The 22,559-nt window shown below is 60.7% G+C and carries 17 protein-coding genes; 8 read left to right on the top strand and 9 right to left on the bottom strand.

Annotation, left to right across the window (positions count from 1 at the left end; genetic code table 11):
• The 8 genes from aguB to ASG68_RS25365 all read right to left on the bottom strand — a co-directional run bounded on the left by aguB (window position 1) and on the right by ASG68_RS25365 (window position 10,652).
• Window positions 1-879: an N-carbamoylputrescine amidase gene (aguB, locus tag ASG68_RS25400; protein WP_062604017.1), complete on the bottom strand. Its 879-nt coding sequence runs from the start codon at window positions 877-879 to the stop codon at window positions 1-3.
• A gap of 2 nt (window positions 880-881) precedes the next feature.
• The gene (locus ASG68_RS25395) at window positions 882-1,913 is read right to left on the bottom strand and encodes a histone deacetylase family protein (protein ID WP_062584521.1); all 1,032 of its coding nucleotides are present in this window, start codon (window positions 1,911-1,913) and stop codon (window positions 882-884) included.
• Between the two features lie 65 nt (window positions 1,914-1,978).
• The gene (locus ASG68_RS25390; RefSeq protein ID WP_062584144.1) at window positions 1,979-3,013 is read right to left on the bottom strand and encodes an extracellular solute-binding protein; all 1,035 of its coding nucleotides are present in this window, start codon (window positions 3,011-3,013) and stop codon (window positions 1,979-1,981) included.
• A gap of 18 nt (window positions 3,014-3,031) precedes the next feature.
• A complete protein-coding gene (locus ASG68_RS25385; RefSeq protein WP_062584142.1) occupies window positions 3,032-3,832 on the bottom strand; it encodes an ABC transporter permease in 801 nt (266 codons plus the stop codon).
• Window positions 3,825-4,745: an ABC transporter permease gene (locus ASG68_RS25380; RefSeq protein ID WP_062584140.1), complete on the bottom strand. Its 921-nt coding sequence runs from the start codon at window positions 4,743-4,745 to the stop codon at window positions 3,825-3,827. The genes ASG68_RS25385 and ASG68_RS25380 overlap by 8 nt, the downstream gene beginning before the upstream one ends.
• Window position 4,746: 1 nt before the next feature.
• Window positions 4,747-5,856: an ABC transporter ATP-binding protein gene (locus ASG68_RS25375; RefSeq protein WP_062584138.1), complete on the bottom strand. Its 1,110-nt coding sequence runs from the start codon at window positions 5,854-5,856 to the stop codon at window positions 4,747-4,749.
• Window positions 5,857-5,963: 107 nt separating this feature from the next.
• Window positions 5,964-7,634: an amidohydrolase gene (locus ASG68_RS25370; RefSeq protein WP_062584136.1), complete on the bottom strand. Its 1,671-nt coding sequence runs from the start codon at window positions 7,632-7,634 to the stop codon at window positions 5,964-5,966.
• Window positions 7,635-7,715: 81 nt separating this feature from the next.
• Window positions 7,716-10,652 (bottom strand): aminotransferase, encoded by a 2,937-nt coding sequence (locus ASG68_RS25365; protein WP_062584134.1) that lies wholly within the window; start codon window positions 10,650-10,652, stop codon window positions 7,716-7,718.
• 245 nt (window positions 10,653-10,897) lie between these two features.
• Between ASG68_RS25365 and ASG68_RS25360 the strand changes: the two genes are divergently transcribed.
• The 5 genes from ASG68_RS25360 (at window position 10,898) to ASG68_RS25340 (ending at window position 16,889) form a co-directional block, all read left to right on the top strand.
• A complete protein-coding gene (locus ASG68_RS25360) occupies window positions 10,898-11,956 on the top strand; it encodes a LacI family DNA-binding transcriptional regulator (protein ID WP_062584519.1) in 1,059 nt (352 codons plus the stop codon).
• 220 nt (window positions 11,957-12,176) lie between these two features.
• The gene (locus tag ASG68_RS25355) at window positions 12,177-13,301 is read left to right on the top strand and encodes a sugar ABC transporter substrate-binding protein (RefSeq protein WP_062584132.1); all 1,125 of its coding nucleotides are present in this window, start codon (window positions 12,177-12,179) and stop codon (window positions 13,299-13,301) included.
• An 80-nt stretch (window positions 13,302-13,381) separates the two neighbouring features.
• The gene (locus tag ASG68_RS25350) at window positions 13,382-14,932 is read left to right on the top strand and encodes a sugar ABC transporter ATP-binding protein (protein ID WP_062584130.1); all 1,551 of its coding nucleotides are present in this window, start codon (window positions 13,382-13,384) and stop codon (window positions 14,930-14,932) included.
• Complete coding sequence (locus tag ASG68_RS25345) at window positions 14,929-15,909, top strand: ABC transporter permease (RefSeq protein WP_062584128.1); 981 nt, start codon at window positions 14,929-14,931, stop codon at window positions 15,907-15,909. The genes ASG68_RS25350 and ASG68_RS25345 overlap by 4 nt, the downstream gene beginning before the upstream one ends.
• The gene (locus ASG68_RS25340) at window positions 15,906-16,889 is read left to right on the top strand and encodes an ABC transporter permease (protein ID WP_062584126.1); all 984 of its coding nucleotides are present in this window, start codon (window positions 15,906-15,908) and stop codon (window positions 16,887-16,889) included. The genes ASG68_RS25345 and ASG68_RS25340 overlap by 4 nt, the downstream gene beginning before the upstream one ends.
• Window positions 16,890-16,904: 15 nt before the next feature.
• On the opposite strand, the gene ASG68_RS25335 is transcribed toward ASG68_RS25340, so the two are convergent.
• On the bottom strand, window positions 16,905-17,909 hold the full coding sequence (locus ASG68_RS25335; protein WP_062584517.1) for a substrate-binding domain-containing protein: 1,005 nt from the start codon (window positions 17,907-17,909) through the stop codon (window positions 16,905-16,907).
• A 184-nt stretch (window positions 17,910-18,093) separates the two neighbouring features.
• On the opposite strand from ASG68_RS25335, the gene ASG68_RS25330 reads away from it, so the two are divergent.
• The 3 genes from ASG68_RS25330 to ASG68_RS25320 all read left to right on the top strand — a co-directional run bounded on the left by ASG68_RS25330 (window position 18,094) and on the right by ASG68_RS25320 (window position 22,554).
• Complete coding sequence (locus tag ASG68_RS25330; RefSeq protein ID WP_062584125.1) at window positions 18,094-19,122, top strand: ABC transporter substrate-binding protein; 1,029 nt, start codon at window positions 18,094-18,096, stop codon at window positions 19,120-19,122.
• A gap of 145 nt (window positions 19,123-19,267) precedes the next feature.
• Window positions 19,268-21,496, top strand: coding sequence for an ABC transporter permease (locus tag ASG68_RS25325; RefSeq protein ID WP_062584123.1), 2,229 nt, complete (start codon window positions 19,268-19,270; stop codon window positions 21,494-21,496).
• A complete protein-coding gene (locus tag ASG68_RS25320) occupies window positions 21,493-22,554 on the top strand; it encodes an ABC transporter ATP-binding protein (RefSeq protein ID WP_062610249.1) in 1,062 nt (353 codons plus the stop codon). The genes ASG68_RS25325 and ASG68_RS25320 overlap by 4 nt, the downstream gene beginning before the upstream one ends.
• Window positions 22,555-22,559 lie beyond the last annotated feature (5 nt).

Genomic DNA, 22,559 nt, shown 5'->3' with positions numbered 1-22,559 from the left:
TCATTCTCCTCCGTCCGCCGTCGCCAGCACGCCGTAAAGCTCAGGCCGGCGGTCGCGGAACATGCCCCAGGCAGCGCGATTGTCGGCGAGAAGCTGCCGGTCGAACGTGGCGAGAAGAACCGCTTCGCCCTCGCGCGGCGCGTCTGCCAGCAGCAATCCATCCGGGCCGGCAATGAAGGACGAGCCGTAATAGGATTGTGACTGACCGCCGATCTCCTCCGAGCCGATGCGGTTGGCGGCGGCGACTGGCATCATGTTGGCGGCAGCATGGCCGCGCATGGTCATGCGCCAGTGTTCCATCGTATCGAGGTCCGGCCGCTTGGGTTCTGAACCGATGGCCGTCGGGTAGAGGATTATTTCAGCACCCATCAATGCCATGGCGCGCGCCGCTTCTGGAAACCATTGATCCCAGCAGATGCCGACACCGATTGTTCCGAAACGCGTCCGCCAGACCTTGAAGCCGGTATCGCCGGGGCGGAAATAGAATTTCTCGCTGTAACCCGGCCCATCCGGAATGTGCGACTTGCGATAGGTTCCGAGGATGGCACCGGTGTCGTCGATCATCGCCATGCTGTTGTAGAATGCCTGGTTCTTCTTCTCGAAGAAGGAGACCGGCAGTACGATGCCAAGTTCGCGCGCGAGCGCCTGCATCGGGGCGATGACGGGGTGATCGGCAAGCGCATGGGCGCGCGAAAAATGGACCGGGTCCTGCGTCTGGCAGAAATACAGGCCCTCGAACAGTTCCTGCACAAGCACGATATTGGCGCCTTGGGCTGCCGCCTGACGGATCAGCCGTGAAGCGGTCGCGAGATTTTGGGCAAGATCATCCGTGCAGGCGAACTGGACGACGCCGAGTGTTACGGTCGAGGGTTCGGTCACGATCAGGCGCCCTCGAAGCCGGTAAGCACGCTGACGGCATTTACCCCGATTTCGGCGACGGCATAACCGCCTTCCATGACGAAGAGCGTCGGCAGGTTCAACTGCGCGATGCGCTCGCCGATCTTTGGGAAGTCTTCGGTCTTCAGCTTGAACTTGCTGATCGGATCCTTCTCGAACGTATCGACGCCGAGCGAGACGACGACGACATCGGGATTGTAGGCGACCAACTTGCCGCAGGCATCCTCCAGCGACTGGCACCAGCGCTCCCAGTCGGTGCCGAAGCTCATGGGATAATTGAGGTTGTAGCCGGTACCCTCGCCTGCCCCGCGCTCGTTGGCGTGACCCAGGAAGTATGGATATTCCTGCATTGGGTCGGCATGCAGGTTAATGACCTGCACGTCGGCGCGGGAATAGAAGATTTCCTGAGTGCCGTTGCCGTGGTGATAATCGACATCGAGGATCGACACCCGCTTGGCGCCATTATCGCGCAGCCACTGGGCAGCGACGGCAGCATTGTTGATATAGCAGTAACCGCCCATGAAGCCGGCGCCGGCATGATGACCCGGCGGACGGCAGAGCGCGAAGGCGGCATGCTCGCCGCCCTGCACGAGGGCGGCAGCGGTCAGCGCCACATCATGCGAGGATTTGATCGCATCCCAGGAGCCTTCGACAATGCCGCAGCCGGCGTCGAAGGAATAGTAGCCGAGCAAGCCGTCGATGAATTCCGGCGGCACGTCACCGCGCAGGCCGCGTGTCGGCCAAGTGAAAGGTAGAGCCGTCCCCGTTCGCCCCTCGGCCGTCCAGCGCGACCAGATGGTCGGAAGGAAATCGAGGTAGTCCTGCCGGTGGACGCGTGCGGCCGTGCTCAGATCATATTCGTCCGGTGCGAGGATCGGTCCGAGGCCCACCGTCTTGATCCGCCCGGAGACATATTCCGCACGGGAGGTGAGTTCATAGCCTGGGACGATGGCACCGGCGACGAGTTCAAGCTGGTTGGCGTGGCCCATATGGCGGGGCGAAAAGACTGTTTTCATGGCGATCATATCCATCGGAAATGAAATCGCACCCCGCCGGCGAGCGGGGTGCGAAAGGAAGCGGCTTATTTCTGCAGTTCGGTCCAGATCTTAGTGTAGAGTTCCTGGACGTCAGGCGGGCAGGTCTGCGAGGGTACGCCCTTCGAGGCAAATTCGGCCGGGATCTTGATTTCCGGCGCATCCTTCATGTCTGCCGGCATGAAGGCTTCCGAGCCTGCAATGCCGTTCGCATAACGATGGAAAGCCGAATTCGCGCCGGCGTTTTCCGGATCCATCATGAAGTTCTGGAACAGCTTGGCGTTCTCGACATTCTTGGCGTCCTTGAGAACGGCGAGATTGTCGCTCCAGTTGACGAAGCCTTCCTTCGGATAGCCATACTTGATCGCCGGATTGGCAAGCCGCTGGCGGAAGGCCGAGCCGTTCCAGTCACTGGAAGCCGCGAAGTCGCCCGAGCCCATCTTCTCGATCGTGCCGTATTCCATCGCCACCCAGTTTGGCTTGGCGTTGACCAGCGTATCGCGAACCTTCTTGAGGATCGTCAGGTCGCCCGTGCATTTCGTTCCGCCGTTGTAAAGCACGGCGGCGTCGATGACGTCGGTCATTTCCGGAACGACATTGACTTTGCCCTTCAGTTCGTCCGGTGTATCGAAGATGATGCCCCAGGTGTTGATGTCGCCCTTGTAGACGTCAGTGTTCACGACCGTTCCGACCGTGCCCATCGCCCACGGTACCGTGTATTTCCGGCCCGGATCGAAATCGGGATTGGCCCATTCCGGCGCGACATTCTTGAAGTTTTCCATCTTGTCCGGGTCGGTCTGCAGAAGCAGGCCTTCGGAAATCCAGATCGGGATATAGTTCTGCGACGGTACGACCATGTCGAAGCCGGAGCCGCCCTGGCGGGCCTTGGCAAGCGCGGTGTCGTTCGAGTCATAGTCGGTGATCGTCACCTTGACCTTGTACTTCTCCTCGAACTTCTTGATCATGTCGGGGCTGGTGTAGTTGCCCCAGTTGTAGATGTTGAGTTCGCCTTCGGCGCGGGCCAGTCCGGTCGATGCGAGAAGTGCTGCCGTCACGGCCAAAGCCGCTGTCATGCGTTTCATTGTGCTGTTCCCTTCTTGTTAGACGCGTTTTCTATTGACGATGAAGAAGACGGTGACGACGCCTATCGACAGCAGCAAAAAAAGTGTCGAGATCGCGTTCATTTCTGGCGTGATGGCGCGGCGGAGCTGGCCGAGCATGTAAGTCGGCAAGGTATCCTGACCCGCCGACTTCACGAATTCGGTGATGACGACATCATCAAGCGAAATCACGAAAGCCAGCATGAAGCCGGCGAGGATGCCGGGCCAGAGCAATGGCAGCGTGACGTAACGGAATGCCTTCCAGGGCGTCGCGTAGAGGTCGGCGGCGGCCTTTTCCAGCGTCAGGTCCATGTTTTCCAGACGCGCCCGGATCGGCAGATAGGCAAAAGGAATGCAGAAAGCCGTATGCGCCGCGATCAGGTAACCGAGGCCGGAATAGCCGGTCCAGGTCTTGATGCGGGCAAAGAAGATCAACAGCGCAACGGCGGTGACGATTTCCGGGATCATCAGCGGCTGGTTAATGAAAGCATATTTCAGCGTCAGCCCGCGATAGGGCTCAGTGCGGGTAGTCGCCAGCGCCGCCATGGTCGCGGCGACCGTTGAGATGATTGCCGCTGTCATCGCGATCTGCAGCGAACGCAGCGAGGCATCGATGACATGCTGGTTCTCGAAAGCCTTCTGAAACCAGCGCAGCGAAACGCCCTCGAACGAGGCAAGCGACTGCCCGGCATTGAAGGAGTAGAAGACCAGAACGCCGATCGGCAGGTAGAGCGCGAAGAAACAGATCATCGCGATTGCCGTGAAGCCGCGCTGACGCCGGATGGAGAATGTCCTAGCCATGACGGCTCCCTTGCGATCCGGCATTGCGGACATAAACGAGCAAGGCGGCCATGACGATCAGCATCAGGGTAATCGACAGCGCCGAGCCAAGCGGCCAGTTTCGCCCCTGTCCGAACTGCAGTTCGATCAAATTTCCCAGCATCATGTTCTTGCCGCCGCCCAGAATACTCGGCGTCACATAGGCGCCGAGCGCCGGAATGAAGACGAGAATGGAACCTGCAATGATGCCGGGCTTGACCAGCGGAATGATGATCTTGCGCAGCACCTTGAACGGGGTGGCGTAGAGATCGTAACCGGCTTCGATCAGCCGGAAATCCAGCTTTTCCATGCTGGCGTAGAGCGGCAAAACCATCAGCGGCAGGTAGACATAGACCATGCCGGTCAGGATCGCCCCGTCGGTGAACAGCATCTGGATCGGCCGCGCGATCAGGCCGGCATCCATCAGCAGGCCGTTGATCAGCCCCTCGTTGCGGATCACTTCGAGGATGGCAAAGGTACGGATCAGGAGGTTGGTCCAGAACGGAATGGTGATCAGGAACAACCAGAGTTCACGCGTCCGCTCCGGCCGCGTCGCGATGAAGTAGGCGGTCGGGAAACCGACGATCAAAGTCAGCAGTGTCGTGACCAGTGACAGCGTCACGGATCTCAGGAAGATTGAGATATGCGCGTCGGCCAGCGACAGCGTATCGTCGAAAATATCCCGTTCCAGTGCGACGCTGACCCATCCGTCGAGGGACGGCAGCCATTGGACGTCGCCATAGGGGCCGGGTGTCAGGAAGGAATAGATCAGTACGATCAGCAGCGGCCCGGTAGCGGCGAGAAGGATGATCAGAAGTGCGGGAAGTGAAAGTAGCCAACGTTTCCGGATATCCCGGTTCTTTTCCGCCTCGATCAAGCCCGCCGCATCTCTCATGTCAGTTCCTCAGGACCCGGGCGGCGTTGGCTTCGATGGCGATGCCGACCCTGTCACCCTCCGCGAACCGCGCACCTTGCAGCGGCTTGTTCTGCTCGCGCAGTGTGAACACCGTTTCGTTGTCCGAGAGGCGCACGTGGTAATGGGTGTCTGTGCCGAAATAGACGACGTTTTCCAACGTGCCGCTCATCTGGCAGACGCCGGGCTGGTCGGGAGGGCAGAGGCTCGCATGCTCTGGCCGCAGAACCACTGTCACCTCGCCATCGGCGTTGAAATCCTTCGGCATAGTGGCGGAGATGACGCCTGCCATTGCCGTTTCCACCGAAGCGATGCCGTTGTCGACCGAGGCGATCCGCCCTTTTAGGAAGTTGGTCTCGCCGATGAAATCGGCGACGAAGCGATCGGCCGGCGCATCGTAAATTTCGCGCGGATTGCCGACCTGCAGGATCTTGCCCGACGACATGACGGCGATGCGATCAGACATCGTCAGCGCCTCTTCCTGGTCATGGGTGACGAAGATGAAGGTAATACCGGTCTCGGCCTGCAGTCGCTTCAGTTCGATCTGCATGTCTTTGCGCAGCTTGTAGTCCAGCGCAGACAGTGGTTCGTCGAGCAGCAGCACCTTCGGCTGCGGCGCCAACGCCCGGGCGAGCGCCACGCGCTGTTGTTGGCCGCCGGAAATCTGGCTGGTGCGACGGCCGGCGAGCGCCTCCATCCGCACCAGTTTCAGCATGGCGGCGACGCGATCCCTGACCTCCTGTTTCGGGCGGCCGAGCATGTTCAGTCCGAAGCCGATATTTTCGGCGACTGTCATGTGCGGAAACAGGGCGTAGCTCTGGAAGACCGTATTGACCGGCCGCTTAAACGGCGGCATGGCGGCGATGTTTTCTCCGCTCAGCATGATGTCGCCGGAGGTTGGAAATTCGAATCCGGCGATCAGCCGGAGAAGCGTGGTCTTGCCGCATCCGGATGGCCCGAGCAGCGTGAAGAATTCATTCTGGCGGATGGAAACGGACGTATTATCGACGGCGGCGAAGGCAAATTCGCCGAAACCGAATACTTTGGAAACATTACGTATTTCGACCGCGCTCAATTCCGCCATATGCGGCATACCCGACCCTGATGAAGCTGCTGTTCCCGCCTTTTTGGCTTTGCGCTAGGTGATCACAGCACCTGAGTGTTTACAATACGATTCTGTTTTTTAGGCAAAAATATTTATCAGGAGGAAAAACTTATCCGTCCTCCGCAGATCGTGGTCACCGCCCTGAGCGTGCTCAGAGCGTCGGCGGGAATGGATTCGATATCCCCGCTTAGGATGACGATATCTGCGAGATAGCCGGTCCTGATCCGCCCCTTCCGGTCTTCCTTGAACTCGGCAAACGCGCCTTCGACGCAATAGGCGTAGAGTGCCTCGCCCACGGAGAAGGATTGATCGGGATCACTCTCTGCCCAGCGCTTGCGTGTGACTGCGGCCTCGATGCCGACAAGCGGATCGATCGGCGAGACCGGCCAGTCGGAGGCAAAGCAGATGTGCGCGCCTGCGTTCTTCAGCGTGCGCCAGGCGTAACTCACCGGCCAGCGGTCGCGGCCGATGCGCGAGACGGTCGGCTCCAGTGGCACACCGGCGCAGCCCGGCGGATGCGGCGGCTGCATCGAGGCGATGACGCCGAGCTCGGCAAAACGCGCGATATCGTTGGGATGGACGACTTCGATATGCTCGATCCGGTGGCGACTATCGCGGACGCCATTGACCTCCCGCGCCGCCTGATAGCCGTCGAGCACAGCGCGGACGGCGCCGTCGCCAATGGCGTGGACGGCGATCTGCAGGCCGCGCCGGTCCGCCTCGAGAGCCACAGTTCGAAAGCTTTCCGGCGTGAACAGCCCCTCGCCGCAGTCTCCCGGTTTGTCTGCGTAAGGCTCGACCATGACGGCCGTCCAACTGTCGAGGACGCCGTCGTAGAATACCTTGACGACGCCGGAGGACAGCCAGTCGCTATCGTAGCGGCGGGCAAGATCGGAGGCCTTTTCTAGCATGTCGATCGACATGAAGTTCTTGAAATGGAAGGGGATGACCACACGGCACGGCAGGCATCCATCCTCCTTCTCGATCGCTGCCAGCAATTGCAACTGATAGAGGTTGCCATCCATGTTCTGGATGGTCGTGATGCCGTGGGAGGCGCAATAGGCAAGACCGCGCCGCATCACTGCGATATCCTGCGCCCATTCGGCCTCGGTCGGGTATGGATCGGGCTCGCCACCGGTGGCCAGTCCCAGCCGGTAGCGATCGAAGCCGCCGGCAGCTTGCAACGGCGTGAAGGCTTCCATCTCCCGAAGTTCGCCAGTCGCCAGACCGTCGTCACCCATGACCACTTCATTACCGGGGCCGAGTTCGGCACCCTGCAGCATGCCGACCAGTTCCAGGGCGGCAGTATTGGCCCAGGCGGTGTGGTGATCCGGCGCGAAGAGAACCAGCGGTTGATGCGGAAGGATCGCATCGAGATGATGGCGGGTCAGGCGGCCGTCATCGCCAAGGATTGTGTAATCTGCCCCCTGCGCGAACAGCACTCTGTCGCCAGGGCGGTCAGCAGCGTAGGCCGTCACGGCATCGGTGAGCGCCGCAAGCCCGCTGACCCCGGCGAGTTGAAGATGAACCAGTTCGGCAGCTCCGGAAAACAGATGCATATGGTTTTCGGAAAAGCCGGGAAGCACAGTGCCGCCGGCCGCATCGATCACCCGCGTGTCTTGCCCGGAGAATTGCTGGAGTTCCGCGCTGTCGCCCACCGCGATAATTCGGCCGCCGGCGAGCGCCACGGCTTCCGCAGTCGGATTGGTCTCGTCCAGCGTGAGGACACGGGCGTTGGTGATGATGATATCGGCCGTCTGCGTCATGCGATTATCCATTTATTGCCGGATTGGTGGCGTTCGAGAGGTCAACGTTCAGGCATTTTCGTATTCGAAGCGAAGGCTTGGCTACCAGCCATCGGATAGCACCCGCTCCAGCATGTCGGCGAAGAAATCGGCACTCTCCTGCGACAGGCAGAGCGGCGGCTTGATCTTCAGGACATTCAGGTAGTCGCCGGTTGGCTGCATGATGACCCCGAGTTCAAGCAGACGATCGCAAATGGCGGCGGTTTCCTCGGTCGCCGGTGCGAGCGTCTCGCGGTTGCGTACAAATTCCAGGCCAAGATACAGGCCCATGCCATGCACGGCGCCGACGATCGGAAACCGCTGTCCAAGCGCTTCCAGCCGTCGCTTGAGGTGATCGCCGACGGTGCGGGCATTTTCCTGAAGCCGCTCGTCACGCATGATGTCGAGCACGGTCATGCCGACCACTGAGCTGACGGGACTGCCGCCGGCGGAAGAGAAGAAATAGCCTTCCTTCTCCAGTGCATCGGCGATCGCCCTTGTGGTTATGACAGCGCCGAGCGGATGGCCGTTGCCCATGCCCTTCGCGATTGAGATGATATCGGGAACCACGCCCTGCTGCTCGAAGCCCCAGAAATGGTGGCCGAGACGGCCGTAACCGACCTGCACTTCATCGGCGATGCAGACGCCGCCCCGGGCGCGCACCATCGCGTAGATTTCCTGGAGATAGCCGAGGGGCAACGGGATGCCGCCGGCATTGCCATAGACGCATTCGCAGATGAAGCCGGCGAGCCCCTGCCCCTCCAGCTTTTCCAGAGTCGGCTGGACGGCGGCGACATAATCCGCGGTCGAGCCGTCGCCGCGGAACGGACCGCGATAGGTGTTGGGCGCCATGACCGGATGCACCCAGTCCGGCCGCGTCGTCAAGGCTTGTGGGTTGTCGGCAATCGATGTCGATACAGCATCACTGGCAACCGTCCAGCCATGATAACCCTCAAGCAGGCTGAGAATGTTGCGTGCGCCGGTCGCCGCCCATGCGAGGCGGAGTGCAAGATCATTGGCCTCCGAGCCGCTGTTGACCAGAAACACCGTATCGAGCCCTTGCGGTGCAAGGTTTGCCAGCCGCTCGGAAAAGGCCGCGACCGAGGCATAGTGAAAGCGGGAATTGGTGTTCAGCCGCTGCCATTGCCGGTGGACGGCATCGGCAAGGCGTGGGTGGCCATGGCCGAGGATCGTGACGTTGTTGACCATATCGAGATAGCTGCGCCCCTCGACATCTACCATGTGCTCGCGCCAGCCGCGCTCGATCTGCGGCGGGGTCTGATAGTAATTCTTCTGCGGTCGGGCGAAATGCCTCTGGCGGCGGGCGAGAAGGTCTGAGCTTTCGAAGCGTGGCGCGTCGCAATCGAAGCCAAGGATCGTGGCGGGCGATGGGCACAAATGCGTCCAGGCTTCGGCATGATCCGGGCGAACGAACAGAGGTGGCGTAATATCTGCGTCACGGCAGAGCTGGACGCGTAAAATGCCATCTCCATTGGCCGCGCCGATAACGTTGCCAATGACGGCTCCACTCTCGACGGCGATGTCTTCCGTTGAAATTTCGACGCCGGTCAGATGCAGGGCGATGCCCTCCCCGAGAAGGACAAGGCCGGCCTTCGTTCGTTTCACCGTTCCAGCGAAAGGCGCTGCGACGATCATGTCTGCCTGCAGGCGAAGTTCGATATGAAGTGCGAATGTTTCCGCCGGTGTAGGTGATCGCAGGATGGTGCGGGTTAACCGGTGCTCGCCGTAGCGCGTTAGCGCAATGGTCTCGCCAGCGGTTGCCTGTCGCAAGATTTGATCTTCCCCTTCCGGTGACGGTAAGGGCTCGCCATCGAACACAGCGCTCTGGCTATCGAGATTGACGAGAACCACGCGGGATGGATCGAGATTCGGCAAAAGAAAACCGCCAATCGGAACGGTCTGGTGCGAAAGCTCCCGGCCCGTCGCCTGAAGGATGGCGGTTTCCATGAGGGCAAAAGGCACGGATGTGGCTACATCGAAAATGAGCCACTCATGGTCGATATTGTCACGCACATAGCTATTGTCCGGGTCGAGCGCGATTTGCTGTTCGCTGCTTGCCACCAGCACTGCCGCTCGCGCCACGATGAGTGGCCAAAGCGCCTGCAACTCCGCTGTTTCCATCGGGAAAACGGCATCGAAGGCGCAGATCGCAGGCAGGATGACGAACGGATCGCCATCGGCGTGATGCAACAATGAAGCGCACGTGACGGCAAGATCCGCCACCAGCCATCCATGCAGGATATCGCCGAAATCGATGACACCATCGGGGATCAGCCGCCCGCTTTCGTCCGGTCGTGCGACGACGTTATCGTCGGTGATATCGTGGTGAATTGCCTGTAGTCTGAGTGAGGGCTTCAGCGGTTCGATGCGTTTGAGCGCAGCCCCGATTGCCTGCGCGATCCTATCGTTTCTGCCTTCATCCTTCACCGCCGACAACAGGTGCAGGACGACGGGGGCCGCATGCCGGAGGTCCCATTGTATGGCACGGGCCAGTCCAGGATGAGTGAAATCGGAAAGCGCGCGGGCAAGCTGTCCGCCGATCGTACCGAGGGCGGTCACCGTTGGGGTCGACAGATGCCTTTGCCGCGTCAGGAGTTCTCCGTCAATGTAGTCAAGCAGGCGGATCTGGTAATCCTGTCCACGAACCGTAACGGGAACGATATTCTTGCCGGAGGTCGCTGGGATGACCCTGGGCACAAGCGGTGTTCCCACTTTGCTGGCAATATGGTGCAACGCGGCGTTCTGGGCTTCGAGTTCGGCCATTGCATAGGCCGCTTGGCAGATTTTCAGCACGAACCGACCGTCCGGTGTCTCGATGCGGTAATTGCGGTCCTGCTGGCTGCCAAGCTCGACGATCGGGCCGGAAAGACCGTAATGCGCCGAGAAAAGGGCGCGGGCTTCCTCCGCGCTCACATCCGGACGCGACAGTTCGGTACGCTGCAAAAATCCATTGTCCAATCGTTCATCTCCCGGAATCATGCCGGGCGAGATTGGCACACCGCGCCGTGAGAGCGAACCGCAAATCGGCGAAAGCCGCCTTCGATTTTTCCGTGCCCTCCGAGTGTGAGGTCGTGGAAATGAACCCGGCTATTGAATGTTACAGAGGATGCATAGTATGAGCCTGCCATGTGCCTGAGGCCTCTGACCTGCGGATTTGATTGCGAAACGTGTGGTTCAGGGGATCGCGGCGATCCCGCAAAGGCGCTCGGCCGGAGTTCATGGTCATGGATACGGCAGACGTAAAGAACAGAGCCCGACGCAGCAGCGGACGTCCCACACTTGCAGACGTGGCGAGCCGCGCCGGTGTAGGCACGATTACCGTTTCCCGTGCCCTGCGCGATCCCGAGCGGGTTTCGGTTGATCTCCGGACGCGTATTTTTGCTGCCATCGATGCGCTGGGCTATGTGCTCAATCCAAATGCGAGTGCGCTTGCCTCGGCGCGGGCGGATGTCATCGGCGTTCTGGTGCCATCGCTGACAAACAATGTTTTTGCTGAAGTTCTTCGGGGCATTCACGACGGCTTGCGCGATAGCCGTCTGCAGATCCAGTTCGGCAACACGCATTACTCCGAGGAGGAAGAGGAACGGCTGGTCCGCATGTTTCTCAGCCAACATCCGTCCGGCCTGATCGTATCCGGCATAGACCAGACGCCGGCCACGCGAGCCTTGCTCGAAAAGGCCGGTTGTCCGGTGGTGCAGATCATGGAGGTGGGGCCGGACCCCGTCGATATGATGGTCGGCTTCTCCCATTTCGAAGGTGGAAGGACGGTGACGCAGCATCTGCTCGATGCTGGCTGCCGTCGGATCGGCTTTCTCGGTGCGCGCATGGACCCCCGTTCGCATCGGCGCCTGTCCGGATACCGGTCGGTGATGGAGGCTGCCGACTGTTTCGATCTGTCGCTTGTGACGACAACGACGCTGCCCTCCAGCGTCTCGATGGGTGGTGAGCTTTTCAAGACTGCTTTTGCCAAAACCCCGGATCTTGATGCCCTGGTCTGCAACAATGACGACCTGGCGATGGGCGTCCTGTTCGCCTGCCATCGCGCGGGTCTGGACGTGCCCGGACGTATCAGCCTGGCCGGGTTCAACGACTTGGAAATGATGTCCGTCGCCTTTCCATCGATCACGAGCATACGCACGCCGCGATTTGAAATCGGTCACCAGGCAATCGCCATGGTGCAGGCGGCAATGTCCGGCGAGAGGCCCTCGGAGCCGGTCGTCGATCTCGGGTTCGAACTGAAAGTCCGGGAAAGTACCAGTCGAGCGAATACACAAAATATCTAACAAAGCAGGTCTTCATATGACTGCTTTACAATCTGAATTGGTAGCGCTACCATCTTGGGCATGACGCTCGGGGAGGAGCCCGTCAGGCGTCATCTGACTCGCGCATCGACATGCTTGCCGAACCGGCAACCGGCTGCAGCCATTCGCCTGCAAAAGGATCGTCGACGTTCCCCATGCTTTCGCTGCCAGTCCAGCAATGGCAACATGTGGGAGGAATTCGATGTTCAAGACATTTGTCGGCGGCATTCTTGCTGCCGCTGCGCTTACGCTGTCCAGTGCGACCGCGATGGCCGAGCCGGAAACGGTCAGTGGTCCCGCTGCACAACCGGACTGCTTCGCCCCCTGGGCGGCCGATACCAAGTTCTTCAAGTTTCCGAAAAAGGATGGCCCGTACCGGATCGCGCTTGCCAACGGCTATATCGCCAATACCTGGCGTATCCAGATGATCCAGACCGCCAAGGCCTATGCCGCGCAGCCGGACGTGGCCGCCAAGCTCAAGGAGTTCAAGGTCGTTTCGACAGGGGAAGACGTTCCGGCCCAGATTTCCGCGATCAACAACTTCATCGATTCCGGCTATGATGCGATTGTCGTCAACGCGCAAAATCCGACGGCCTTTGGACCTGTCATCAAACGCGCCAAGGAAGCCGGCGTCATCCTCGTCGCTTTCGACAATATTCTCGACACGCAGGATGCGATCAACGTCAACGTCGACCAGAAGGGCCTCGGCGTGCTCTGGGCGAACTGGCTGGCAAAACATCTGCCGGATGGCGGAAAGATCCTCGAAGTGCGTGGCGTCGCCGGCACCTCGGTCGATACGGATCGCCACAACGGCATCCACGAAACCTTCGCGGCGACCGGCAAGAAATGGGATGTCGTGGAAGTGCTCGGCAAGTGGGATGATCCGACAGCGCAGAAGGCGACCGCCGACGCGATTGCCGTTCACAAGAAGTTCGACGGGATCACCGCGCAGGGCGGCGACACTGGTGTCGTTCAGGCCATGATCGATGCCGGTCATGCCTTCGTGCCCTTTGGGGGCGAAACCGAGAATGGCTTCCGCAAGTTCTGCTCCAAGCATGCCGGCGAAGGCCTGAAATGCTCGTCGGCCGGTACCGGTCCGGCACAGGTTGCCGTCGCCATCAAGACCGCGATTGCAGCGCTCGAGGGTGAAGTCGTTCCGCAGTCGGTCAAGTTGCCGCTGGCGATCGTGGAGGATCCGAACTTCAAGGAAGGTCAGGATTTCTATCCCGACCAGTCCGACAACTTCTTCGTTGGCAATTCCTTCCCCACCTGCGGCATCAATTTCACCGCGCAGGAAATCATGGGGCAGACACAGGCGGACAAATAAATCGGGCCAGAGTCCGCAACGCCTGAAAGCGTGCCGCGCGACGTAAGCGCGGCACGCGAAAACCCGACCCGAGGACTTGCATGACCATATCAGACGCATCAGCGGCACCGCCGCTTTTCCGGATGGACGGCGTATCGAAGCGATATGGCGGCGTCCGTGCTCTCGAAAATGCTGAGCTAACCGTTGAGGCTGGCCGTATCCACGCCATCCTCGGGGAGAACGGCGCCGGCAAATCGACTCTGATCAAGATCATGGCCGGCGTGGTCGCGCCGGATGAAGGCCGCATGCTGCTTGAAGGGAACCCGGTCAGTTTTCGCTCGCCGGCTGAGGCGTCGGCTGCCGGGGTCACCTGCGTGTTCCAGGAACTGTCACTGATCCCCGATCTCAGCGTCGCCGACAATATCAGCATCTCCAATCCGCCGCGTCGCTTCGGACTGATCGACCGGCGCGCTCAGCGCCTGATTGCCGAGGAAGCGCTGGCACGCGCTGGCGCCGACGATGTCCATCCGCGCGCGCTGATCAAGGACCTGCCGCTTTCACGGCGGCAACTGGTCGAGATCGCCAAGGCGCTGGCCTGGAAGCCGCGTATCCTGATCCTTGACGAGGGGACCTCCGCGCTGACAGCGGCCGATGTCGCCAAGGTGTTTTCCGTTCTGAAACGGTTGCGCGCCGAGGGCCTTGCTCTGCTCTACATTTCCCACCGAATGCACGAGATTGCCGAACTGGCAGACCAGTGCACCGTGTTCCGCAACGGCCGCAATATCCTGAGCTTTGCCGCCGGTACGCGAACCGACAGCGAGATTGTCGAGATGATGATCGGCCGCGAATATTCGAGCGCCTTTCCACCGAAACCGGAGCGGGCGACGGATAAGGCGCCGCCGGCTCTCGAATGCCGCAAGCTTGGCTGGATGGACAGCCTGCGGGATATTTCCTTCGCCGTCGGTAAGGGCGAGGTGGTTGGCCTTGGCGGTCTCGACGGACAGGGGCAGCGCGAATTGCTGCTGGCTCTGTTCGGCGTGTTGCGCGGGACGACCGGGTCGGTGCTGGTCGATGGCAAGCCCGTCGCGCTGGAAAGCCCGAAAGCCGCCAGCGACGCGGAGGTCGGCATGGCGCTGATCCCTGAGGATCGAAAGACCGAGGGCCTGATGTTGCCGATGACCGTGCGGGAAAATCTCTCTTTTGCAGTGCTCGACCGCATCTCCAGCGGCGGGATCATCGATCGCGACAAGGAAGCGCGGTTGATCGACGACATGGTCAAACTGCTCGCCATAAAAAGCGACGGCATCGATGTTCCCGTCGGGGCCTTGTCCGGCGGAAACCAGCAGAAGGTGGTCATTGCCAAATGGCTGATGCGCCAGCCGCGGATCATCCTGCTCAACGATCCCACACGCGGCATCGATGTCGGCACCAAGCATGAAATCTATCAACTGCTGCGCCGCCTCGCCGATGCCGGCGCCGCCATCCTGTTCTATTCGACGGATTATGACGAACTGATCGGCTGCTGCGATCGTGTGCTCGTTGTTTACGACGGCGGCATTGTCCGCGAACTGGCGGACGATGACATCACCCAGCATGCGCTGATCGCCAGCGCGCTCAATGTCGAGGGCAAGACGATGGAGACGGCGGCATGAGCGAATGGCGCTACGGACTGAACGAGCAACGCGGCACGCTGATGGCGGTCGGCATTTTCCTGGTCATGTTCGTCATCTATGTCTCCAATCATCCGGCCGGACTGACGGCGAATGTCGTGCAGACGGCGTCCAACAAGGGTGTCCTGCTTGCGTTCGTCGCCATGGCGCAGACTTTGGTGGTCATCACGGCCGGGATCGACCTCTCCGTCGGCATGATCTTCATCCTCACCAATGCCCTTGCCTCCTGGCTGGTGCTGGGCACGCCGCTTGAAACCGCCTTCGGCGTCTTCGCGGTGCTTGCAACGGGTCTTGCCTGCGGTGCCTTGAACGGACTGATCGTCATCTATGGCCGCTTGCAGCCGATTGTCGCGACTATTGCGACCGGCGCGGTGTTCTTCGGAATCGCGCTGCTGCTTCGCCCCTTCCCCGGCGGTTCGGTGAATGAGGATCTCGCCGACATGATGACCGGGCGGATATTCGGGGTGATCCCGTCGAGCCTGGTCGCTCTGGTGGCCATCGTTCTTCTCATCTGGGTTCCGTTCAGCCGGTCCGTGCTGGGGCGAGCGGCCTATGCGTCGGGATCGTCGGAGGTCGCCGCCTACATGTCCGGCGTACCCATTCGTCGTGCCAAGTTCATGGCCTATACGCTCTCGGGTCTTCTTGCTTCGATCGGCGGGCTGTTCCTGACCTTCTTCACTTATACCGGCGAGGCAGCACTCGCAAGCGGCAATGCTTACACGCTGTTCTCAATTGCGTCCGTCGTGCTCGGTGGTGTCTCCCTGTTCGGCGGCAAGGGCAGCGCCATCGGGGCGATCTTCGGGGCGCTGGCGTTTCGCACGATCGGCGATCTGCTTTTCGTTTTCGACTTCGATCCTCTCTGGCAACCTCTGTTCCAGGGTGTGGTATTGTTGGTCGCCGTCAGTCTGGGAGCGTTCGGATTGTTCCGCGTCCGCAATCGCCTGGAGTGGTTCGGATGAGCGACACGACACGGGAGCAGCCGATGACCCCACCGAAACTGCTGCGGCGCCTGGACCCGGCCATATCGACGGCATTCGCCTGTATCATCCTGCTGCTGGTGATCGGCAGCTTCTATTCGACGAGTTTCCTGTCGCCAGAATATCTGCTGCAACAGTTGAAGGTCGCTTCGTTCCTCGGTGTCATCGCTACAGGCATGATGATCGTCATCCTGCTCGGCCAGATTGACCTTTCAGTTCCCTGGTCGGTCGCCGTTGGCGGGATGATGGCCTGCGCCGCCGCAGCTTACGGTCCCGCCGGCGAAATCCTCGCCATTCCCTTCGGCATTCTCTGCGGCATGGTGATCGGGCTCGCCAATGGCATCGGTGTCGCCTATCTGCGCATCCCCTCGATGATCATCACGCTGGCGACCAATGCCGTCGCGCAAGGACTGATGGTGGTTTATACCGGCGGCTTCTCGCCGCAGGATTCCGCCACGTCGGCAATGCGCTATCTCGCGACCGGCTTTCTCTTACCCGGCGTGCCCAATGCCGTGCTGATCTGGGCCATTGTCGGGGCTGCCGCAGTCTTCGTCCTCACCCGCACCACGTTCGGCCGTTCGGTCTACGGGATCGGAAACCGGGAGCGTGCCGCCTATCTCTCTGGCATCAACACCCGCCGAATCGTCCTGATCGCCTTTGTTGTTTCGGGGGCACTCAGCGCGTTTGGCGGCGTGCTTCTTGCCGGTTACGCCTCGAAGGCAGCTCAGTCCATGGGGGATACTTATCTCCTGCCGTCGATTGCCGCTGTTGTTTTGGGTGGCACGTCCATTCTCGGCGGCAGAGGCTCCTATCTCGGGACGGTCGCCGGGGTGATCCTGATCACCCTCCTGCAATCGATCCTGTCTGTGATGCAGATGCCGGAAGCCGGGCGGCAGATCATCTATGGTGTGGTGATCATCGCCATGCTGCTTCTCTATGGCCGCAGTCCCGCCAATCGTTAAGAAAGCGGTTCCGCGTCAGCCGCCCCGGATTGATGTTCGCCAGACCAGATCGGCATGCAGACGCACCGACCGGCTTTCGAGTGCCGCACCATCCTCCACCAGCCAGGAAACCGCTTCACGGGCAATCGTATCTACCGGTTGGGCAAAGGTCGTCAACTGGTAGGACGACCAGGACGCCTGTTCGATATCGTCGAAGCCGGCCACGCAAATCTGGTCCGGAATGGACATAGAGAACTGGTGGCGCGCGGCGTCCATGAAGCCACAGGCCAAGAGGTCTGTGGCACAGAAGACCGCATCCGGACGTTCCTTGAGAGTCAGCAGTTGCTGGGCGACGATGCGGCCGGCCTCGTAGCCGGTGTGACCGTACCGCCCTACGACAACGTCCATGCCGAGGGTTGCAGCGGCAGCGATGAATCCGCGCTCCCGGGCCATCAGGCTTGGTGTTCCGGCCTCCGAATTGGCAAAAGCCAGCCGCTTGCAGCCTGCGCGCACAAAGGCGGTTGCAATACGCGCAGCCGCTTCCTCGTCGTCAAGATTGATGCGCAGCGGCCCTTCCCTGTCATCGTCTCGGTTGATCAGCACCAGCCGCTGGCCGTTCTTCAGACAGAGGTCGGTAATCGATTTGTCCGGCAATCCGGAGAGTATGATGGACGCATCCGCGCGGTAACGGATCGCCTGCCGCAGGGCGAGATCAACGCTGCCATCCGAGCGATCGGTGTTGATCAGCATCGCCACCTTGCCGGAATTTTGTAACTGCTGCGTCAAGGCGCGGATCAATGACGATCGGTAGGGCGTGCCGATCTCAGAAACAATCAGGCAAACGATGCCGCTCTCGTTGCGCATCAGGCCGCGCGCCAGGTGATTGACGTGATAGCCAAGCGCCTCGGCGGCATCGAGAACCTTCTGGCGCGTCTTCGGCGAAACGCTCGCTCCGGAGGTAAATGTGCGCGACACGGCAGAGCGGGAAACCCCTGCTTTTTCCGCGACTTCCTGTGCGCTGACAAACAATTTCTGGGACACGGTCGCCTCCACCCTCGGGATCCAACTTGCACAATTTTGCAATTGTGTGCAAGTGCGAGATCAACTGGATTGTGACAGTTTTGTGAAGATTTGGTTTGACAGCCAGTTTCTCCTCGTGCAGCATTTGCACACGCTTGCAAAAGCGAGCAGCGTGGAGGCGTTGCTTCAAACAGGAGGAAGTTTCATGGGTTCAGCATATATTGCCGCAGCGGCGCTTGCCGCCGGTGTCACGCTCAGCGCTTTCGGCGCTCAAGCGGCGGGTGATCTCAACCTGATCTGCTCGGCCGACGTTGTCATCTGCGAGCAGATGAAGGGCGATTTCGAGAAGGCCAATGATATCAAGGTCAACATGGTGCGCCTGTCGTCCGGCGAAACCTATGCCAAGATCCGCGCCGAAGCGCGCAACCCGAAGACCGACATCTGGTGGGCCGGTACGGGCGATCCGCATCTCCAGGCCGCAGCCGAAAACCTGACGCAGGAATACAAGTCGCCGCTTCTCGACCAGTTGCAGGATTGGGCGAAGAAGCAGGCCGAAAGCTCGGGCTACAAGACGGTCGGTGTCTATGCCGGCGCGCTCGGCTGGGGCTACAACACCGACATCTTCAAGGCAAAGGGCTTCAAGGAGCCCAAGTGCTGGGCCGATCTGCTCGATCCGGCCTTCAAGGGCGAAATCCAGATCGCCAATCCGAATTCCTCCGGAACGGCCTATACGGCGCTCGCCTCGCTCGTCCAGATCATGGGTGAAGACCAGGCGTTCGATTATCTGAAGAAGCTGAATGCCAATGTCTCGCAATACACCAAGTCCGGCTCGGCGCCGGTGAAGGCGGCGGCGCGCGGCGAAACCGCGATCGGCATTGTCTTCATGCATGATGCCGTCGCGCAGACGGCGGAAGGCTTCCCGGTCAAGTCGGTGGCGCCTTGCGAAGGCACGGGCTATGAAATCGGCTCGATGTCGATCGTCAAGGGTGCGAAGAACCTCGACAATGCCAAGATCTGGTACGATTGGGCGCTGAAGCCGGACGTCCAGTCACGCATGAAGGATGCCAAGTCCTTCCAGCTTCCGTCCAACGAGACGGCGGAAATCCCGAAGGAAGCCCCGCGGTTCGAGGATATCAAGCTGATCGACTACGATTTCAAGACCTATGGCGATCCGGCCAAGCGCAAGGAATTGCTTGAGCGCTGGGATCGTGAAGTCGGCGCAAGCGCCAACTAAGCGCGGTTATTGCGAGAGCGGGGCTGGTCCTGTTCTCGCCACCATCTCCCCGGCCCGGAAACCGCTCCCAAGTCCCTCCACAGGCGGGAGGCGGTTTCCGGCCACCCACTCCAAATCGACGTCATGAAAAGACGCGGGGATCGTCATGGACAATCGCAACCGCAGACTGGATATTGCCATCGGGCTCGGCATTGCCGCGTTCCTCATCCTTCCCTGGTACAGGATCGAGGGTGGCTTTCTCGGATTCGGCTGGCTTTCCGGCTTTCCGAGCGAGGCTGCCGTTGCCCCGGGCATTGTCCAGATCTTCGGGTTTGGCCGGTTCTGGCTCGCGATTGCGGCCGTGCTTCTGGCCGTTGCCATCGCTGCGCGGTTTGTAAGCGACCCAATGCGGCGGGGAACGCTGCTTGCATGGGCAGGCGCTGCCGGCGTCCTGTTCCTGACATTGCAAGGGCTGGCGATCGGCTTTTCCGGATGGACCTGGACTATCAGCGAAACCTTGTTCGGTGCACTTGCGGACGGTCAGCCATCGATGGGGGCTGGAGCAATCCTGCTGTCAATTGTCTTCGTGCTTATCTTTTCCTTCGGCCTTGCCGAGCGCGGCGTGATGAAAGGCGATGCTTTCGTTGTCGCATCGATCGCCACTCTCGTCTTCCTTGTCGCGATCTTTGTCTTCTATCCCGTCGGCTCCATGCTGGTCGGTGCATTCCAGGATTTCGACGGTTCGTTCAATCCCGACGGCTTTACGCGCAACATTCAGGATAGCTCGATCTGGAGCCTCGGCTGTGTGGTGGGCGGCGAGCGTTGCGGCGTTGCGTGGCGCACGCTCTGGCTGGCGATCATGACAGCGTGCGGATCGACCGTCATGGGGCTTGCCTTCGCACTGGTCGCCACCCGTACCCGCTTTCCGTTCAAGAAGGGCCTGCGGCTTCTGACGGTGCTGCCTATCATCACCCCGCCCTTCGTCATCGGTCTCGCGCTCACGCTTCTGTTCGGTCGAGCGGGCGTCATTACCCAAGGCCTTTCCAGCTTGTTCGGCGTTGAGCCCGGCCGCTGGCTCTATGGGCTCACCGGCATCTGGATCGCGCAGGTTCTGTCGTTTACGCCGATTTCTTTTCTCGTGCTCATAGGCGTTGTCGAAGGCGTCAGCCCGTCCATGGAAGAGGCGTCGCAAACGTTGCGCGCCGATCGCTGGCGTACGTTCTGGCTGGTATCCCTGCCGCTGATGAAGCCGGGCATTGCCAATGCCTTTCTGATCGGCTTCATCGAGAGCATGGCGGATTTCGGCAATCCGCTGGTGCTGGGCGGCAGCCACGGGGTTTTGTCGACGGAAATCTTCTTCGCCGTCGTCGGCTCGCAGAACGATCCGTCCCGCGCCGCCGTGCTTGCCATCATCCTGCTCTGCTTCACGCTGACCGCTTTCCTCGCCCAACGTTATTGGCTTGCGGGCAAGAACTTCGCCACCGTCACCGGCAAGGGCGACAGTGGCTCGCACATCGCCCTGCCGAAGCTGCTATCCATTGGCGTGCATGCCTTGGTCATCCCGTGGATGCTCTTCACCATCGTGATCTACGGGATGATCCTCTTCGGCGGTTTCGTGAAGACCTGGGGCCTCGACAACTCGCTGACGCTGGATCATTACGAACGCGCTTTCTCTGTCGAACTGCGTGACGGCGTCCTTGCATGGACCGGTGTCGCCTGGAATTCCTTCTGGACGACGATGGAAATCGCGCTGATCTCGGCACCACTGACTGCCGCCGTCGGGCTGCTGACCGCCTATCTCATCGTTCGTCAGAAATTCGCCGGCCGCAATGTCTTCGAATTCGCGCTGATGATGAGCTTTGCGATCCCCGGCACGGTCATCGGCATCAGCTACATCATGGCCTTCAACCTGCCGCCGCTTGAAATGACCGGCACCGCGCTGATCCTGATTGCCTGCTTCGTCTTCCGCAACATGCCGGTCGGTGTGCGCGGTGGAGTGGCGGCAATGAGCCAGCTCGACAAGAGCCTGGATGAGGCTTCGCTGACACTGCGTGCCACCAGCTTCCGGACAATCCGCAAGGTCATCCTGCCGCTCTTGCGTCCAGCGATCACGGCGGCGCTGGTCTATTCCTTCGTGCGTGCCATCACCTCGATCAGCGCCGTCATTTTCCTTGTCAGCGCCGAGTACAACATGGCGACATCCTACATTGTCGGTCTCGTCGAGAACGGCGAATACGGCGTGGCGATCGCCTATTCCTCCATGCTGATCGTCGTGATGGTCGTGATCATCGCCGGCTTCCAGCTTCTTGTCGGCGAACGAAGGCTGCGGCGCGAAAATCGCGTTGCCGGCGTCACCGCCCCCTCCCTTCCCCTCGCCCAGGAGAAAACCGCATGATCAACACACGCGCCGGTTCCGTCGTCTTCCAGAATATCAAGAAGCAGTTCGGCAGCTTCACCGCCATTCACGATCTGTCGCTGACCATCGAACCAGGCCAGTTGGTTACCCTGCTCGGCCCTTCCGGCTGCGGCAAGACGACGACCTTGCGCATGCTGGCCGGCCTCGAGCATCCGACATCGGGAAAAATCCTGATCGGCGGCAAGGACGTCACCATGCTGCCGGCCAACGAGCGCGATGTCTCAATGGTGTTCCAGTCCTACGCGCTGTTTCCGCACATGACCTCGCTCGACAATGTCGCCTATGGGCTGGAATCGTCGGGCTTGAAGAAGAAGGAGGCGCGCGAACGGGCCGAGGAAGGGTTGAAGCTTGTCGGTCTCGCCGGCATGGGGCAGAGACTTCCAGCAGAGCTTTCCGGTGGTCAGCAGCAGCGTGTCGCCGTTGCCCGCGCATTGGTACTGGAGCCACAGGTGCTTCTGCTCGACGAGCCGCTCTCCAATCTCGACGCGCGCCTGCGCCGGCAGGTGCGCACAGAAATTCGGGAGTTGCAGCAGCGGCTCGGCTTTACCGCCGTTTACGTCACCCACGATCAGGACGAGGCGCTGGCTGTCTCCGACAGGATCGTCATCATGAAGGACGGCGCGATTGCCCAAGCGGGCTCCCCGCGCGATCTCTATGAGGCGCCGGCGTCCGCCTTCATCGCCGATTTCATTGGCGAGGCCAACGTCGTGCCCTGCGATGTCATCAGCGTTGAGGGAGCCGATGCCATTATCCGCGTCGGCGCGCTCGAGCATCGCGTTCCAAGCCGCAATGCCAGGCCTGGTCAGGCGACGCTTGCGGTGCGGCCGAACTCGATCACACTGGAGCCGGCCGTGAATGCGCCCTTCCCGGGCAAGATCATGCACTCCGCCTATCTTGGCGACCATGTCGAATACGAGGTAGAGACCAGCACGGGCCGGTTGTTTGTCGTCGATCCCGCTGTCGAACGCACGCTGGCGCCCGCAACGCCGGTCGCCGTCGGTTTCAAGGGACGCGGCATCGCCATCATCAATGGCTGAACCCG

The organism is Rhizobium sp. Leaf453 (genome assembly GCF_001425605.1).
GTDB lineage: Bacteria > Pseudomonadota > Alphaproteobacteria > Rhizobiales > Rhizobiaceae > Pararhizobium.
The sequence above is the reverse complement of the archived record's forward strand: the minus strand, read 5'-3'. Positions and strand labels throughout refer to the sequence as shown.